General features: G+C 40.9%; 13 protein-coding genes and 1 other RNA gene. 5 read left to right on the top strand and 9 right to left on the bottom strand.

Going from position 1 to position 17,265, the window contains the following annotated elements; all coding sequences use genetic code 11:
• Positions 1-282 precede the first annotated feature (282 nt).
• Positions 283-1,068, top strand: a complete 786-nt coding sequence (locus C3V44_RS04500; protein ID WP_016478918.1) for an HAD family hydrolase — start codon at positions 283-285, stop codon at positions 1,066-1,068.
• A 202-nt stretch (positions 1,069-1,270) separates the two neighbouring features.
• Positions 1,271-3,514: a nitric-oxide reductase large subunit gene (locus C3V44_RS04495; RefSeq protein WP_106095680.1), complete on the top strand. Its 2,244-nt coding sequence runs from the start codon at positions 1,271-1,273 to the stop codon at positions 3,512-3,514.
• A gap of 72 nt (positions 3,515-3,586) precedes the next feature.
• Here C3V44_RS04495 and rnpB read toward each other — a convergent pair.
• From rnpB to C3V44_RS04450, 9 genes are all read right to left on the bottom strand, one after another.
• An RNA gene (rnpB, locus tag C3V44_RS04490) (RNase P RNA component class A) lies at positions 3,587-3,892 on the bottom strand.
• An 11-nt stretch (positions 3,893-3,903) separates the two neighbouring features.
• A complete protein-coding gene (locus C3V44_RS04485) occupies positions 3,904-4,746 on the bottom strand; it encodes a transketolase (protein ID WP_106095679.1) in 843 nt (280 codons plus the stop codon).
• Between the two features lie 82 nt (positions 4,747-4,828).
• Positions 4,829-5,569, bottom strand: coding sequence for an SDR family oxidoreductase (locus tag C3V44_RS04480; protein ID WP_106095678.1), 741 nt, complete (start codon positions 5,567-5,569; stop codon positions 4,829-4,831).
• Positions 5,566-6,618 carry a patatin-like phospholipase family protein gene (locus C3V44_RS04475; protein WP_254425474.1) on the bottom strand — a complete coding sequence of 351 codons (1,053 nt, stop codon included), beginning with the start codon at positions 6,616-6,618 and terminating at the stop codon, positions 5,566-5,568. The genes C3V44_RS04480 and C3V44_RS04475 overlap by 4 nt, the downstream gene beginning before the upstream one ends.
• Entirely contained in the window at positions 6,594-7,382 is a 789-nt protein-coding gene (locus tag C3V44_RS04470) for a phosphatidate cytidylyltransferase (protein WP_106095676.1), read from the bottom strand. The genes C3V44_RS04475 and C3V44_RS04470 overlap by 25 nt, the downstream gene beginning before the upstream one ends.
• Positions 7,369-7,974 carry a CDP-alcohol phosphatidyltransferase family protein gene (locus tag C3V44_RS04465; RefSeq protein ID WP_106095675.1) on the bottom strand — a complete coding sequence of 202 codons (606 nt, stop codon included), beginning with the start codon at positions 7,972-7,974 and terminating at the stop codon, positions 7,369-7,371. Before C3V44_RS04465 ends, C3V44_RS04470 begins: the two co-directional genes overlap by 14 nt.
• Positions 7,975-8,055: 81 nt before the next feature.
• Positions 8,056-9,411: a peptidylprolyl isomerase gene (locus tag C3V44_RS04460; RefSeq protein ID WP_106096624.1), complete on the bottom strand. Its 1,356-nt coding sequence runs from the start codon at positions 9,409-9,411 to the stop codon at positions 8,056-8,058.
• A 111-nt stretch (positions 9,412-9,522) separates the two neighbouring features.
• A complete protein-coding gene (locus C3V44_RS04455; RefSeq protein WP_106095674.1) occupies positions 9,523-10,689 on the bottom strand; it encodes a hypothetical protein in 1,167 nt (388 codons plus the stop codon).
• The gene (locus C3V44_RS04450; protein ID WP_106095673.1) at positions 10,670-11,842 is read right to left on the bottom strand and encodes an AIR synthase related protein; all 1,173 of its coding nucleotides are present in this window, start codon (positions 11,840-11,842) and stop codon (positions 10,670-10,672) included. Before C3V44_RS04450 ends, C3V44_RS04455 begins: the two co-directional genes overlap by 20 nt.
• Positions 11,843-12,321: 479 nt before the next feature.
• Between C3V44_RS04450 and aroB the strand changes: the two genes are divergently transcribed.
• The 3 genes from aroB (at position 12,322) to C3V44_RS04435 (ending at position 17,214) form a co-directional block, all read left to right on the top strand.
• The gene (aroB, locus tag C3V44_RS04445; RefSeq protein WP_106095672.1) at positions 12,322-13,410 is read left to right on the top strand and encodes a 3-dehydroquinate synthase; all 1,089 of its coding nucleotides are present in this window, start codon (positions 12,322-12,324) and stop codon (positions 13,408-13,410) included.
• A gap of 245 nt (positions 13,411-13,655) precedes the next feature.
• Entirely contained in the window at positions 13,656-16,259 is a 2,604-nt protein-coding gene (locus tag C3V44_RS04440) for a thrombospondin type 3 repeat-containing protein (protein WP_106095671.1), read from the top strand.
• Positions 16,260-16,281: 22 nt separating this feature from the next.
• On the top strand, positions 16,282-17,214 hold the full coding sequence (locus C3V44_RS04435; RefSeq protein ID WP_106095670.1) for a PorP/SprF family type IX secretion system membrane protein: 933 nt from the start codon (positions 16,282-16,284) through the stop codon (positions 17,212-17,214).
• Positions 17,215-17,265: the final 51 nt, after the last annotated feature.

Raw genomic sequence — 17,265 nt, 5'->3', positions numbered from 1 at the left:
ATATCGGAGAAGTTCGGAAGAGGGGAGGGAGGGTTTTTGATGAAAAAAGGCTATTAGATGGGTGTGGTTAGCTTATAGAGAGCTTATACGAATCTTGGACGATTGGTATAGAAAGGGTGTGTAAGTATTTGAAAGTGAGTGGTTAAAAGATGAGAAAAAGAGGTGGTTTTGAGGGTAATAAAACGAATTAAAACGGAAGTGAAGAGGTGGTTGAGATATATGAGAACCATATTTGAACAATATGTGTGAATAATTTTGTATATTTGCCGAAAATTAGAATGTATGATAAAACTTATTGTAACGGATATTGATGGTACTTTGGTGAATAATCAGAAGGAAGTACCTGAGAGTTTTTGGGAAGTTTTTAAGGAGATACGAGCCCGTAGAATTAATTTTTGCGTGGCGAGTGGACGACAAATACAGAGTTTGCACGAGCTTTTTGCACCTATTAAAGACGAGATAGCTTTTGCTCCTGATAACGGAGCTTCGCTAATATGCAAAGGGAAGACGCTTTTTGAAAACCCTTTGAACCCTAATGGTATTCGCCCCATATTGGAAACTTGTGAACAGATTGGGCAGATAGGGGTAGCGCTTTGTGGAAGAGAGAATGCCTACATTAAGACGGATAGTGTTACTATTTTTGATGAAATAGCCAGACATTATCCCGCTCATACAAAGGTGATGAACTTTTCGGAAGTGAATGATGACATCTTTAAGATAACTATTTGTGATGAAGGAATTTCAAGGATCAATAGCTATCCTCTTTTGAAAAAGTATGAGAATGATTTTAATGTGGTGGTCTCAGGTGAGATATGGCTTGATATTACCCGAAGTGATGTGAATAAAGGGGTGGCGGTAAGACGTCTGCAAGAAAAATTAGGGGTCTTGCCATCGGAAACAGTGGTTTTTGGCGACCATATGAACGATGTGGAAATGATACAAACCGCTGAGATGAGTTACGCGATGAAGAATGCCCAAGAGGCTTTGAAAGCTATTGCTAATTACGTGACTGAATACGATAATAACGAGGCGGGGGTAGTGAAAACTATACAGCATTTGATAAAATAAAAGAAGAATAGCAGAAAAGAAGAAGTACAAAACTCATAAAAAAATAAGAAAGGTTACCTGTTGATTTTCAATAGGTGACCTTCTTTTTTGCAAGAAAAATTTAAAATTGGACGCAAAAAAATAATACAAAAGATATATAAGATACAATTATCTTTTATATATTTGCACCCAGAAATTACAAAAACACTAATATATTTTATTTATGACAGCTAAGAAATTATGGATTTGGCTTGGGGCAACAGTGGCTGCTTCATTCCTTGTGCTGATTCTCTTCGGTATAGAAATATACCGTACAGCACCTCCTTTCCCCGAAAAGATTGTAACGACCAATGGGGAAGTGCTCTATGAAGGGCAAGACATTAAAGATGGTCAGAATGTTTGGCAATCGATGGGTGGTCAAACCGTAGGTAGTATCTGGGGACACGGTGCTTATATAGCACCCGACTGGAATGCTGATTATCTACACCGCGAATCGGTATTGCTATTAGAGCTCTTTGCTCAGAAAGACGGTAAGGTGTACAAAGACCTACCTGAAGATGAGCAAGCGAAGTACCAAGTGCAGTTGCGCAAAGAGTTGCGTACGAACACCTTTAACCAAGAAACAGGTGTGATTACCTTCTCGCCAGAGCGTGCTCAGGTGGCTAAAGAGTTGGCTACATATTACACCAAACTCTTTATGGACGACCCTTCGCTAAGTGAAACGCGCACTCATTATGCGATTCCGAAGAATGCTATCAAAGACCCTGTGCGTATGCAACAGATGAATGCATTCTTTACGTGGACTTCTTGGGTATGTAGCACTAATCGCCCTAATAGCGATGTAACCTATACCAATAACTGGCCTTATGACCCTGTGATAGGCAATCACCCCTCGACTTCACTACAAATGTGGTCAGGATTTAGCGTACTGATGTTGCTTTTCGGGGTGGGACTCTTGGTGTATTATCACGCAAGCAACAAAGAGGAAGAAGAAAATGAACATCTTCCTGCGGAAGACCCAATGCGCGGTATGAAACCTACACCTTCAATGAAAGCTACCCTTAAATACATTTGGATAGTATCGTTACTTATCTTGGTACAGATGGTGGCAGGGGTGATTACAGCGCACTATGGTGTAGAAGGAGGAGGTTTCTTTGGCATTCCGCTTGATATGATATTTCCACAGGCTATTTCGCGTAGCTGGCACGTACAGTTGGCTATTTTCTGGATAGCAACCTCTTGGCTGGCTACAGGACTTTACATAGCTCCTGCGGTATCAGGACACGAGCCTAAATATCAAAAATTGGGGGTAAATATACTCTTTATTGCCCTACTGATAGTGGTGTTAGGTTCTTTGGCAGGACAATGGTTTGGCGTGATGCAAAAATTAGGCTTAGTAGAAAACTTCTACTTTGGACATCAAGGTTATGAATATCTAGAATTGGGTCGTTTTTGGCAAATACTATTGCTTGTAGGCTTATTCTTGTGGTTGTTCTTGATGGTAAGAGCTTTATTACCTGCTTTACGAAAGAAAGACGAAAACCGCCATTTGTTATTGCTTTTTGTGTTAGCTTCTATTGCTATTGCCGCTTTCTATGGAGCAGGCTTGATGTACGGTCGCCAAACACATATGGCTATTGCCGAATATTGGCGTTGGTGGGTAGTTCACCTTTGGGTAGAAGGCTTCTTTGAAGTATTTGCTACCGTAGTGGCTGCTTTCTTGTTCTCACGTATGGGCTTGTTACGCTTGAAAGTGGCGAGTGCCTCAGTATTGTTCTCTACTATTGTATTCTTAGCAGGGGGTATATTGGGTACATTCCACCACTTGTATTTTAGTGCTACCCCTACGGGTGTATTAGCCTTAGGAGCTACTTTTAGTGCTTTGGAGATTGTGCCTTTGGTACTCATAGGATATGAGGCTTATCACAACTACAAGATTTCTAAATCTACTGAGTGGATAAAAGCCTACAAATGGCCTATCTATTGCTTTATTGCGATGTGTTTCTGGAACTTCCTTGGGGCAGGAATCTTTGGTTTTGCTATTAACCCGCCTATTGCCTTGTACTACATTCAAGGATTGAACACTACGGCAGTTCACGGACACGCAGCCCTCTTTGGGGTATATGGTATCCTTGGTATTGGACTTATCTTGTTTGTGCTTCGCGGTTTGTATCCTGATCGTCACTGGAATAACAAGATTCTTGGTTGGGCATTCTGGTTGATAAATATAGGGTTGCTCGTGATGTTGGTAGGAAGCTTACTTCCTATAGGTATTATGCAAGCAGTAGAAGCTATTCAAAACGGCTATTGGTCAGCGCGTTCTGAGGAGTTTATGCACACCGATTTGATGCAAACCATACGTTGGTTACGCATTCCAGGTGATATACTCTTAGCAATAGGTGAATTGCTATTGGTATACTTCATCATTGGACTTAAAACCGGTTGGTCATTAAGAGACAAGCGATAATTTACAAAATAAACTTGAAAAAGCCAAAGAGCTGTCCTCAAAAGAGGACAGCTCTTTGGCTTTTTGGGTATAAAAAAGAGCAAATCATAAGCCGGATTCTGTACCTACTCTTACCGAGCAGGTGCTTATCATTTATCTCGGTTAATGATTGCTCATTAGCTCTAACCGCCTACCCTCCAACATCGGGCGAGCAACCCTCAAACGCTGGTTTACGCGACGTTGCACCTCATAGAGTTTACCTGATTTCACTATGGCATTACCCATACATTCTTTCTGTTGCACTTGTCCTCGCCTCACGGCGGACGGGTGTTACCCGCTATGATGCTCTGTGGTGTCCAGACTTTCCTCTACTTTCGTAGCGATAAGCTGATTTGCTCTTTTAATCTTTATTAGTAGTCTCCTAAAGTTTCAGGATTCTGTGCCAAGCCTTTGGCTAATTGCTCGTCGTTAGGAGCCTTGCCGTGCCAAGCGTGAGTGCCCATCATAAAGTCTACCCCATTACCCATTTCGGTATGGAGTAAGATACACACGGGTTTGCCTTTGCCGGTTAAAGCTTTTGCATCTGCCAATCCTTTTAAGATAGAGGCGATATCGTTACCCTTTTCAATATCGATTACTTGCCAACCAAAGGCTTCCCATTTGGCGCGAAGGTTGCCCAAAGGCATTACTTTATCAGTAGGTCCATCAATCTGTTTGAGGTTGTAGTCTATAGTAGCGATGAGGTTGTCCACTCCTTTACCCCCGGCATACATTGCCGCTTCCCATATTTGCCCTTCTTGCAGTTCACCATCGCCGTGGAGGGTATATACCAAGTGGTTATCGCCGTTGAGTTTTTTAGCTAAAGCCACCCCAATCGCTACTGAAAGCCCTTGTCCCAATGAACCCGAAGCCACGCGCACACCTTCCAACCCTTCGTGAGGTGTAGGGTGTCCTTGTAAGCGAGAATTGAGCAAGCGGAAAGTGTTCAGTTCACTTACTGGAAAGAACCCACGTCGTGCTAATACACTGTAAAACACTGGCGATATATGTCCGTTAGAGAGGAAGAATAAGTCCTCGTTTTTACCTTCCATAGAGAAAGGTAGTTTGATGTCCATTACCTCGTTGTAGAGGCATACAAGAAATTCAGCGCAACCCAAAGAGCCCCCTGGGTGACCTGAATTTACATTGTGAACCATTCTGAGGATATCTCTACGCACCTGCGTAGTAAGGTCGGTAAGTTGCTGGATATTCATTGTATTTCTTTAGTTTTAAATTTTTAATACCGCAAAGGTACAATTTTTAAAGACAAAAGCAACAACGGAAGGATAATAAATTTTATTTCTTCATATAATGAGCTTTCTTATACATTATCTTTGAAAGTAGGAAAGAGGGCATATATGAGAGGAAGCGCATTAACCATTTCATTTGTTTTGGGAATAGAAGCAATGCTTTCTTTTCAGTAATAGCTTGTGTGATTTCCCTCACAGCTTGGGCTTCGGTTACAAGAAAAGGTTTCTTAGAGAGGTCGTTGTGGTTGAGGTCGCGTAGTTTTTGGGTATCTACATAGCCTGGAGCAATGGTAGTAATTGCGATTCCATACGGACGCAAAGCACGGCGATAAGCATCGGCTATTTGTATCACACTACGCTTGGTCTTGGTGTATAGGCTTGACTCGGGGTAGTCTAAAATACCTGAAATAGAAGCGAGTAAGACTATCTGTCCGCCTGTGTGGCACATTGCTTTTCGTCCAACTTCTAAGCAGTTCACAGCTCCCATAATATTGGTTTGAAGCATTGCCACAGCCTCTTCATAGCTAATATCATCTGCTACATCTTCAGCATAACTACCTGCACAATTGATGAGCAACGACAAAGCCCTCTCACCTACGAATTGCTGTATAACGTTTTGTAATTGCACTATATTGCTTACATCGGCTTGGTACTTCTCAAAACGCGATTCATCAGTGAGCTTTTGCAAATCTCTTCCACATACGCCTACGCGATTGCCTTGTAGGTGATAATAGCTTGCCAATGCTAACCCTATGCCTGAGGTGCCTCCTATGATAAATACATTCATTGTTTAAAAGCGTTTATTGTAGTTTGATAACCGTAGTTCCATTGTTTTTCTATTTGTTCACGATAGTGAGCGTAGTTTTTTGGGAAGTGAATACCTACCGTACATCGCTTCCAGTTGATATACTTCTCTGAGTAAAATCGTTTTAAGACCATAGTAGCATCGCGGGTATTGATGAGCCGAGCGGGATATTGTGCTACTTCGGCTAAACGCTCGTTGCCACTAAAACCTAAAACTGCACGCACTAACGCTTCTTCAGTAGAACTATAAGGCTGTTTTTCCTCTCTTATCACTTCTTGCGAAAGAGCATTTGCTAATTCTATAGGTAGTAAATCTATTGCGCCTCCTGCAAATACATTATCTGCTATATTCACCGGAGCTACGTAGAACATATCAGAAATTGAAATGCGGACAGCAGTGAGCATTGGTATCTCTGTTTTAAGGAAAATATCTTTAGCAACTGCCGATTGTAAATAGTTATCAGAAGAGATTTGAATGGCTTGCAGATTTATATGTCTTGCAGTTTCTGTATCGGTAAAGAGTACTTTTTGGTAAAGCTTACGAGCCCCTCTCCGTTTGCCACATTCATCAGGAGTGAATAACATTTTAGAACCGACAATAATAGTAGGTAGGGCAGAGGAGAAGTGCACTTTGGCGAGACTCGGTAATAGGTTAGAAAGGTCTTGTGCCATTGTTACCAAATAGCGATGAGACACATCTTCAATATAAGGAGCGTGCCTCTTGTCGTATTGTTTTTTTAGAGCTAAAAAGCCTATACGGTATAATTGACTATAAGGGGTGAGAGAAAGGCTCTTGATGAAGTTATAAAATTCTTCGGATTGCAGGTAGGCTTTGCGAGCAGTATGTGTAGGAAAAGCGTTGATGATTAGAGTTGCAAAAGCACCTCCACAAGAGGCTATCAGTAGCGAAGGAGTTTTGCCTAAATCATCTAAAGCATTGTACATACCGCCATAAAGGGCAAAACGTGTACCTCCTCCTGAGAAGACTAAGGAGCGATGGAATGTTTTCACTGTACCCATAGAAAGAACCATATACTGTTAAACAAAAGGCTATCCATACGGTCTAAAAGTCCGCCGTGACCAGGAATAAGGTTGCCAGTATCCTTTACGCCTGCTTTGCGTTTGAGAAAGGAAATACATACATCACCCCAAAAACCGAAAAAGCTAATAGCTACCCCTAAGAGCAACCACGTGTGAAGGGACGATTGCAAACCGAGCACATACGCCAAACACACGCTTACTAAAGGTGTGAGTAAAATTCCTCCTACGCAACCTGCTATAGTTTTATTTGGACTCACCTCGGGCAGTATTTTCCGTTTGCCAAGGCATTTACCTGATAAGTATTGAAACACGTCGTTCAGTTCGGTGGAAACAACCAAAAAGATAACCCATAGTAAGCCGTTAGGTACTGAAAACAAAAAAAACAAATGTGGATAAGCAAATAGAACCATACCCAAAGAGAGGGCTATATAAGGTGCTTCGTTTTTGGCTACAAAGAAAGTTCCTAAAACTGAAATAATGAGCAGAACTATAGCCCCTAATAAATAAATTTGATAATGAGGAAAACAGAAAAGTAAAACGCCTTGTAGTATAGCAATAACAATAGGTAAGTAACGGGTATTGAAAGAAAAGAGCTGTCCTAACTCCTTTAAACATTGAAAACTCACCCAACATATAAAAATACGCATCGTAAGTTTATTATATACAGCCCCTGCGAAGACAGCAATAATGAATACCCAACTCCTAATGCGAAGAGGTACATCGGCAAACTTACTATGGCTATTAGTGTTGGGCATAAAGTCCTTTTTTGAGACGAATAAAGGTGCTGAGGGACAGTAAAGCAATTATAATCCCGAAGACAATCGCTGAGTAGGAAGTGATAGAAACGCTCAAGAAAGCTAAAAGTCCGTAAATGCCTATTAGTAAGGCACGGTCGCTTTTACCCATAGGTCCTTCATAGCGTCTTTCACCGCCTAACACTTTGCCCATTACGCCTGCAAATTCATTGAGAACGCTGAGCACAATAAAAATAACTACTAAATAAAGGCTTTCGGGGTGATATTTCAGCAAAGGGAAGAAGATGAACACATCGGAAATCACATCACCTAATTCGTTGAGGATTTCACCTAAATAAGTGGTTTGCTGGAACTCGCGAGCCATCATTCCGTCGAGTGCATTGAGAATCATACGCAAGAGTAAGCCTATAGGTAAGGCTAAGAAGAAGTAACGACATTCAGAGGCTTGCCAAAAGAGCACTCCAATTATTAAAGAAAACAAAATAGCAACTATCGTTATTTGGTTTGCAGTTACTTTCTTACGATGCAAGAACAGCAAGATAGGGTGTAGCAACTGCTGAAATTTAGGTTTTAGTTTGTAAACGGAAATCATATACTGAGCTATATAAACATTGATGAGGCAAAAGTAATAAAAAATAGTGAAAAACAAAACTTGCTTTTCACTATTTACTAATTATTTCTTAAGCCAATTGTTTTCAAACTTACAGTTCTTGTATTCTCCGTTTACTGAAATGTAAGTTTTCTCGATATGTTCTTTCATCCACTTACTGATGGCTTTCAGTTGTTTTTCTTTCAGAGCTAAATCTTGTATCTTTACGTAATCCTTTACAAAGTCGGCTTGGTGTTCCTCAATACGGTTGGTGATTTGGTAAATCTTATAAGTTTTTTTACCAGTTCTATCTTCGTCGAGGAAAGGTACTGATACCTCATTGTCTTTAAGGTCTGAAATGCGAGCGTAAAGTGTAGGCTCTATACGGGTAAGCTCGAAACGAGTAGAAAGGTCTTCGGGGTTGATAAGCTGACCGCCATCGTTGCGGGTTTCTTTTTCATCGGAGAAATTACGTGCAGCCTCGTCGAAAGTAACCTCTTTGTTTACAATGCGGTCGCGTATTTTGGCTATCTTCTCTTTAGCTTCGTTGAGAGCTTCTTGAGGAATTTCAGGCATTAACAAGATGTGTCGTACACTCACTTCCTTACCGCGAATCTTGTCCATTTGGATAATATGCCAACCGAAGCTAGACTCAAAGGGCTTAGATATTTCTCCTTCCCGCAGAGTGAAGGCTACGTCTTTAAAAGCTTTATCAAAAGCAGAGTTACGGTTGAAGGTGAGTACTTGTCCGCCAGTAGCGCGGTCTTGGGAGTAGAGAATGGCTTTGGTAGAAAAACTCATACCGTTTTCCTCTACATCTTTTTTAATATCGTTGAGTTGGTTTATTACTTTTTGTACCGAACTCTTGGGAGCTACAGGATTGACTACAATTTGAGCGATTTCTAATTCAGTACCAAAGTGCGGACGTTCATCGGCTGGAATAGCGTTGAAGAAAGTACGTACTTCCTCAGGAGTTACTTCTATATCTTTTATAATTTGTTGTTTCATACGCTGAGCGAGCATACTCACTTTTAGGAGGTTGAAAAGCTCGTCGCGCATAGATTGTTCGTCGTCTTTTTTATAGAACTCTAAAAGTTTCTTAATGTCGCCACCTAACTGAGCGGTCAAAAACTCAATACGTTGGTTCACTTGGTCACGTACTTCGCTATCGGTGAGCTTCACACTGTCTTGCACAGCTTGGTGAGCGTAGAGTTTGTCCTCCATCAGTTTGCCGAGCATCTGGCAACGGTTGATTTCACGAGTGTCTACCTCTTGCTGTTGCAAATCAATATACGCCTTGTCGATATCTGATTCTAAAATCAAATAATCACCTACTACCGCTGCTACACCATCTACCTTTCTGCGCTCATTGTTTTGGGCAAAAAAGGGAGTCGTGAACAACAATATTACAAGTACTGACCAAATTTTTGTTTTATTCATAAACTTCGTTATTAACTTTAAACGTTCTGTTATTATATCAAAAGATGTGCCTAATTGCACTAACCAATTTGCAAAAGTAGTATTTATATTGGAAAAACGAAACTTTCTACTTTATTTTATTTTAAAACTACCGATGAACCACCCTATTGCGGGAAAGTAAAAAAGAGCAGTGAATGCCCATAACCATTCATAAAAATTACTGAAAATAGGATAGTTTACAATTACTGAAAAGCCTTTGTAGGTGATGAGTATCTCGGTGGTGATAAAAGCAAAAAGAAACAAATAAACGAGCCATCGGTTTACTTTGTATACTTCTTCTAAAAACAGCAAGAGACCTATGGTTACAATCCCTAGAAAATTAAAGTGCAAGTAACTTATCAACAGGTCGATGTTTTTAAACAAATAAGGCGTAAGAACAGGGAAAGCACCTGTGAACATCATCACTACTTTGGCGATAAAGAAACTGATAAAAACCGTAGCTAAAAAACTCTTAGGTTGAGTTTTTAGGTATAAACGCAATATCATCACTACCGCAATGAGCCAAATAAGCACCGAAGTTCCTCCTACGATATAGTAAATAGGATAGCTAAAATAGCCTACCCAAGAGATGAAAAGCGAACCTATAATTCCCGCTTGAAACAGAATGAATACACGCTTGATGAGCTGAGGATATTGAACGTCCCAACCGTATTTTTTTATAAAGAGTCCCATTAGGCTACTGAGCATAAAACCATTGTATTGAAAGTGCAAAAAGAAGGCAATGGCACACATATACATATCAGAGAACTTGCCATATTTCACTATGGTTACGGGCATTAGCCATATTCCCAAACTCGATAGGATAAGATACCAAATTCCCATTTTTACAAAAGGGGAAGTGGCATACTTCATAAAAAACTTCGCAAAAAAATAGGTACAGAAGATAAACACTGATGAAAAACTGATAGAAACAGCCCCATATCCTTGAAAAGGAAAGCTACATAACATACCTAATACCGATAACTGAGTGATGTAGAACAGCCATCGGTAACGTTTGTGAAGTTGAGCGTTAAGAGGAATGAAAGTTCGCACTAAAATAGCCGAGAGCAGTACGTATACAAACCCTAAAAGTGCTAAATGCGAATGAGTATGCACGATATTTCGATAATTGAAATCGAAAGGATAGTCCACTACTTGTACCGAGCGCATAAAGATACCCAAGCACACTACTATAACGAAATAGGTGAATGCCCATCGTACATCAGTTCGTATGTTTAATTTAGTATTCAAAAGTACCATATTCGCTTTTTATAGTGAGACATTTATTATCTGATGAAGCTACTCTACCTATGATTTGTGCTTCTACATTAAATGATTTTGCAATAGTGATAATATCTTCTGCAATGGCTTCCTCTACATAGAGCTCCATACGATGCCCACAGTTGAACACCTGGTACATCTCTTTCCAATCGGTGTTAGATTCTTCTTGAATGAGTTTGAAAAGGGGAGGGGTAGGGAAAAGGTTGTCTTTGATAATATGTAAGTTATCTACAAAGTGCAATATTTTAGTTTGTGCGCCTCCACTGCAATGCACCATTCCACATATTTGGGTATTGTTGTACTTTTCTAATATCTTCTTGATGATGGGTGCATAGGTACGGGTAGGAGAGAGAACGAGTTTGCCAGCGTTTAACGGACTGCCAATTACCTTGTCGGTAAGTTGTTTCGTGCCAGCATATACGAGCTCACTGGGGACAGAGGCATCGAAACTTTCGGGGTATTTGTGTGCTAATACTTTTGCAAACACATCGTGACGCGCTGAGGTGAGTCCGTTGCTACCCATACCGCCATTGTATTGGTTTTCGTAGGTAGCTTGACCGTAGGAGGCGAGTCCTACAATCACATTGCCCGCTTTGATATTTGCGTTATCAATCACTTTACGGCGTTCTACGCGCGCTGTAACGGTAGAATCGACAATGATAGTGCGCACTAAATCACCTACATCGGCAGTTTCTCCTCCTGTAGAATGGATATGCACTCCAAAGGCAGAGAGTTCTGCAATCAGCTCTTCTGTTCCGTTGATAATAGCTGAAATGACTTCCGCAGGAATGAGGTTTTTATTGCGCCCAATGGTGGACGAAAGCATAATATTATCGACTGCTCCCACGCACAATAAATCGTCTATGTTCATTATGAGGGCATCTTGTGCAATGCCTTTCCATACGCTTAGGTCACCGGTTTCTTTCCAATACATATATGCCAAAGCCGACTTGGTGCCGGCACCATCGGCGTGCATTACAAGACAATAGTTGTCGTCGCCCGTAAGGTAATCGGGGACTATTTTACAAAAGGCTTTGGGGAATAATCCTTTATTGATATTTTTGATAGCTTTATGCACTTCGTCTTTGGCTGCCGAAACTCCGCGTTGTGCATAACGTTTGCTTACTTCCATTATAGTTTATTTTTGAGAGGCAAAGGTAAGAATAATTTATCAATTAGCAAATTTGGTACAGTGTGGTGTGAGCCACAAGGGTAGGTAAAGAATGAACGAACAATAGTTGAAAGAAGGCTTGTAGTTAATGATTAATGGTTAATGGTGAAATTGGGAGAGGATTATACAAAGCTTATAGGATAATCGAACAATGAGTGGCTCTACAGTGGCTCTACAGTGGCTCTACAGTGGCTCTACAGTGGGTCTACAGTGGGTCTACAGTGGGTCTACAATGGGGCAACAGTGATGAATAAACGAAGGAATAACGAAGGAATAACGAAGAATGGACGAAGAATGGACGAAGAAACAATAAATGTAAGATGAATGTAAGGTGAATGGAAGGAATAAATGTGTTGTGTAAATGACGGTCTTTTGGTGCTGAAAGGGGGAATTTGTACAATTGTTATTATTTTACTACTTTTGCCAAAAATTCTGTACTGATGGAAGCAAATGTTATCAGAGCTGGAAATTACAACGTTTATTTTAATGAGGAAGGAACTGATTTTATCAATCGAATAGTTGCGGAAAAACGTCCTTCGAAGCTGTTTTTGTTGGTGGACAGTCATACCAATGAAAAATGTTTGCCTGTGTTTTTACCTACTCTCATTACTGATATTCCGATAGAAATTATAGAAATAGAAGCGGGAGAACTGCATAAAAACCTCGATACTTGTACGCAAGTGTGGCACGCACTTTCGGAATTAGGAGCCGACCGCAAGAGCTTGCTCATAAACGTAGGAGGAGGAGTGGTAACCGATTTAGGAGGCTTTGTGGCTTCTACCTATATGCGCGGAGTGCCCTTTATTAATGTGCCGACGAGTTTACTGGCAATGGTAGATGCCTCGGTAGGGGGGAAGACGGGGGTGGATTTAGGCCCTTTGAAAAATCTTGTAGGAGTGATAAACAATCCGTTGGGGGTGGTGATAGACTCGCAATATTTAGGAACGTTACCTGCTGAGGAATTGCGTAGCGGAATGGCAGAGATGTTTAAGCACGGACTTATTCGTTCGGAGGCTTATTGGAACAAAATGTGTGATTTGAGAAGCCTTTCGTTAGCTGATTTAGACAGCCTTATTCACGAATCGGTGGTAATAAAGAACGAGGTGGTAATGCAAGACCCGAAAGAATGTGGATTGAGAAAAATACTGAATTACGGTCATACGCTGGGGCACGCTATCGAGTCGTATTGCTTGGAAAACCCTAATCGCCAATGTTTGTTGCACGGAGAGGCTATTGCGATAGGAATAGTGTTGGCTACTTACCTATCGGTGAAAAAGTTAGGCTTCCCTAAGGATAAATGCGATGAGGTGAAAAGCGTATTGGGTGAGTATTTCAGCAAACAAACTTTTCATAAAGAGGATATTGAGGATATTTGTGAGTTGATGCGTTTTGACAAGAAGAATGTAGCGGGCAGAGTACACTTTGTGCTTTTGGAGCAGATAGGTAAGCCTAAAACGGATTGTGTAGTGCCTGAGGAAGAGATTTACGAGGCGTTTGAGTACTATAGTGCGAGCCACACGGGGAGATAAAAGGTAAGACGTAAAAGGTAAAAGGTAAAGCCAGTGAGAGCTCACAGCTGGGTGTGTGGAGGCGGATTAATTAGCAAATGAGGAAATGAGAAAATGAGGGAATGGGAAAATGGGGAGATGAGAAAATTTGACTAATAAAACAATAATTAATTATGACAACCTTTTTTAGGACGTGACAGTGATTTTTTTGGGTGAATATTAAGTGAGGAAGCAAAAGAAATTAAAAATATATAAAGAATTAAACATTGAGATATAGCAATTACAATAGTATTTTTTGGTTATTTATTTTGGTGGTGTTGCAAGGGTCGGCACAGAATTATTGGCGCAAAGCTGATTTCTCGACTCAGCGCAGTGCAGCAGTAACTACTAATAACCCAAATTATCAGTATTTTACACTGAATAAAAAGGCGTTTGCACGTGCTTTGGAAACCGATAGTAGACGCAGTGAGGCTACCGTTCAGATACCTGATGCCAACGGAACACTCATTACTTATCGCATTGCACCTACGCAGGTTCTTTCGGAAGCAGTTGCACGCAAATATCCTTCTATTAAAACTTTTGTGGGTAAATCAGTAACCGACCCCTCTAAACATATTCGTTTTACGTGGAGCGATTATGGGCTTGATGCTATTATGGAAGAAGAGTTGAGCTATTCGTTTATAGAAGCAGAAGATAAAGAAGGTGTTTATTACAGGGTTTATCGTCGTAAGGATGTTGAAAAAGCATTCATAGACTGTAAAACATTAGATGTGCCTACTCTTTTGCAGGAAAGTAAAGCGGCTCAACGCCCTTCATTTCAGACTAAACCTATGCAACGTACTTTTCGCATTGCAATTGCTTGCACCCACGAATATACTGATTATTTCTGGGGGAAGGCTTCAGCTTTTGCCCAAATAGTCAGTACGCTAAACCGTGTAAATGAGGTCTATGGGCAACAGCTGTCGATTGTTTTTCAGTTAGTTTCGGACGATAGTATAGTATATGAGACTAAAGATACTGACCCTTTTACGGGTATTAACTACGAAAAAGAATGGTACGAGAATAAAGCTAGTGTACTGCAAGAAGTTTTGGACAACAAGATAGGTAATGCTAATTATGATATAGGGCAGTTGTTTCACAATGCCGCAGAAGGAGGTAATGCAGGTTGTATAGGGTGCGTGTGTACCAACGACCTCAAGGGACAGGGATTTTCGTCTTATCCGTTTGCTTACGTACGCAATAGAAGTGCTTTTGATATAGATGTGGTAGCTCACGAGATAGGACATCAACTGGGGGCACGGCATACTTTTTCTTATCGCAGAGAAGATGGGTCGGGGTCGCAGATGGAACCAGGGAGTGGTACTACTATTATGAGCTACGCAGGAGTTACGCGATATTATGATGTGCAACAGAATGCTGACCCTTATTTTCATCACCGCACTATTTACGACATTACAGATAACCTACAAGGCAAGTCTTGTGCTACCGAAATTTCTACGGGCAATACCCCTCCTGAGATACCCGACTTGAAAAGTTATACTATTCCGTATGGAACTGCCTATTTATTAGAAGGTACTGCTACCGATGCTGATGGCGATGCATTGCTTTATACGTGGGAAGAAAGCGACAATTATACAGAAACGGGTAATTATTATTTTTCACCTACAATACGTTCAGGAGCTACGGCACGCTCTATGAAACCCTCAGCACAATCATATCGCTATATCCCGCGTTTGGAGCGTATAGTAGCGGGAACGCTCACCCAGCAAAAACCTAAAAAAGGAGATGCTTGGGAAACAGTGCTCAACATAGGGCGTACCTTGCATTGGACTTTTATGGTTATCGACCGTCCTTTAGCAAGCAATCAAACAGGAAATACAGCTTATAAAACCATTGATGTGGTAGTGAGTGCAGACGCAGGTCCGTTTAAAGTGAGTTCGCATACCGAGCAAAGCACCTGGTATGTAGGACAAAAAGTAAGTTTGCAGTGGGATGTAGCTAACACTGATAAAGCACCTGTGAACGCCGAAAAAGTGAAAATACTCTTTTCGACTGACGGAGGAGCTACTTTTTCGCATACCTTAGCTACGGGCTTACCCAATAATGGGAAAGCTGAAATAAGCGTGCCTGATGCTATTAAAACGCAGCAAGGAAGGTTTATGGTGAAAGCTGAAGAGAACCTATTTTTGGCAGTGAATGCAGGGAATATCATCGTAAAAGAAGATGACGATGTGGATAATGACGGCATACCTTCGCGTATGGATAACTGTCCGACTGTAGCCAACCCTGACCAAGCTGATGCTGATAATGACGGTGTAGGCGATGTTTGTGATGACGATATGGACGGTGATGGGATTTTAAATGTTTTGGATAACTGTCCTACCGTGTCTAACACTACCCAACAAGACACTGACAACGATGGTATAGGAGATGCTTGCGATAACGATATAGATGGAGATGGTTTCTTAAATGACCAAGATAATTGTCCTAATGTATACAATCCAGACCAAGCTGATTTAGACGATGACGGTATAGGCGACGCTTGTGATGACGATGTAGATGGCGACGGAATCCCGAATGCACAAGACCCACAGGTGGATTATGTGCTTATCTCCAACGCTTTTACTCCTAATGGCGATGGGGTGAATGATACTTATGTGATAGCGCGCGCTGAACGATACCCTAATAACACCCTGTATATATTCAATACCTTAGGGCAATTAGTATACTCGGCTCACAGGTATAAGAACCAATGGGACGGAAAGAAATCTGATGGTACCTTAGTGCCACAAGGTTCCTATGTAGCTATTTTCAGCATTGACGGCAGTGAAAAGAACAAGAAACAACTTTGGATTTACATTAATTATTAAGAAGAGAAAAACACAGAATCCTATGAAAAAGATATTATTAAGTATGTTGGTAATAGGCACAAGTGCTTTGCACGCACAAGCTACAGACCCTACATACATTTTTTATCAACAACACGAAAACCTAATAAACCCAGCGGCAGTGGGAATGGAGTTTGGACACACTATTTCGGTGGATATACGCAACCAGTGGCGAGGAATGACCGAAGCCCCACAAACACAAATCCTTTTTACTACGCATCGTTTGAGTGACCGCGTGGGGTTAGGTTTTTCATTGGCAAGCAACAAAGTGTTTATACAGAAACAAGCAGGCATTTACGCTGATTTCTCGTATGCAATACCCATTTCGTACAACTCGCGATTGATAGGAGGAATTAAATTTGGCGGTGATTTCTATAATATAGACGGCAGTGATATGACGTATTACAACGGCTTGTATAACCAATATTACCCTAATGGCACACGTATGCACCCTACTTATTATTACGACCCTTATTTGCAAACCATTTCAGGAAAATTCCAGACTAACTTTGGGGCAGGGCTGTATTATGACCACCCTAACTTTTACGTAGGTTTTTCTATCCCTAATATGCTTGCTACCGATAGGGTGCGAATGGATAACGACCAAATGACTTCTTTAGCTGAAACGATGTACTTCTATACTATAGCAGGCTATTACTGGCGTCTTACTCCCGATTTTACTATTAAACCGCGTTTGCAGATGCGCTTAGCCAAAGGCGAATATCCCTCGACCGATATTACAGTAGCAGGAAACTTTTTGGAACGAGCAGAATTAGGGGTTACTTATCGCACAGATAAAGCTGTGAATGCTTATGTATTATTTAATATTCCTAACTATTATGTATCTATAGGCTATGGTTTTGAGAGCTATTTTCAAACCCATATGAATTTACAGTCGCGCAACTCTCACGAGTTTTTGGTGCAATTTAAATGGTAAGGCTAAGAGGTGAAAATGAAATAAAGAGTGTTATTATAATTCAGAATTTAA

The organism is Capnocytophaga sp. oral taxon 864 (assembly GCF_002998835.1).
Taxonomy (GTDB): Bacteria; Bacteroidota; Bacteroidia; order Flavobacteriales; family Flavobacteriaceae; genus Capnocytophaga; species Capnocytophaga ochracea.
Note: the sequence above shows the minus strand (reverse complement) of the source record. Positions and strands in the feature narration are given on the sequence as shown.

Excerpts from the sequence above, each read along its gene's own strand:
- C3V44_RS04500 (WP_016478918.1), top strand. The coding sequence starts at position 283 with ATGATAAAACTTATTGTAACGGATATTGATGGTACTTTGGTGAATAAT.
- C3V44_RS04495 (WP_106095680.1), top strand. The coding sequence starts at position 1,271 with ATGACAGCTAAGAAATTATGGATTTGGCTTGGGGCAACAGTGGCTGCT.
- C3V44_RS04485 (WP_106095679.1), bottom strand. The coding sequence starts at position 4,746 with ATGAATATCCAGCAACTTACCGACCTTACTACGCAGGTGCGTAGAGAT.
- C3V44_RS04480 (WP_106095678.1), bottom strand. The coding sequence starts at position 5,569 with ATGAATGTATTTATCATAGGAGGCACCTCAGGCATAGGGTTAGCATTG.
- C3V44_RS04475 (WP_254425474.1), bottom strand. The coding sequence starts at position 6,618 with ATGGTTCTTTCTATGGGTACAGTGAAAACATTCCATCGCTCCTTAGTC.
- C3V44_RS04470 (WP_106095676.1), bottom strand. The coding sequence starts at position 7,382 with ATGCCCAACACTAATAGCCATAGTAAGTTTGCCGATGTACCTCTTCGC.
- C3V44_RS04465 (WP_106095675.1), bottom strand. The coding sequence starts at position 7,974 with ATGATTTCCGTTTACAAACTAAAACCTAAATTTCAGCAGTTGCTACAC.
- C3V44_RS04460 (WP_106096624.1), bottom strand. The coding sequence starts at position 9,411 with ATGAATAAAACAAAAATTTGGTCAGTACTTGTAATATTGTTGTTCACG.
- C3V44_RS04455 (WP_106095674.1), bottom strand. The coding sequence starts at position 10,689 with ATGGTACTTTTGAATACTAAATTAAACATACGAACTGATGTACGATGG.
- C3V44_RS04450 (WP_106095673.1), bottom strand. The coding sequence starts at position 11,842 with ATGGAAGTAAGCAAACGTTATGCACAACGCGGAGTTTCGGCAGCCAAA.
- aroB (WP_106095672.1), top strand. The coding sequence starts at position 12,322 with ATGGAAGCAAATGTTATCAGAGCTGGAAATTACAACGTTTATTTTAAT.
- C3V44_RS04435 (WP_106095670.1), top strand. The coding sequence starts at position 16,282 with ATGAAAAAGATATTATTAAGTATGTTGGTAATAGGCACAAGTGCTTTG.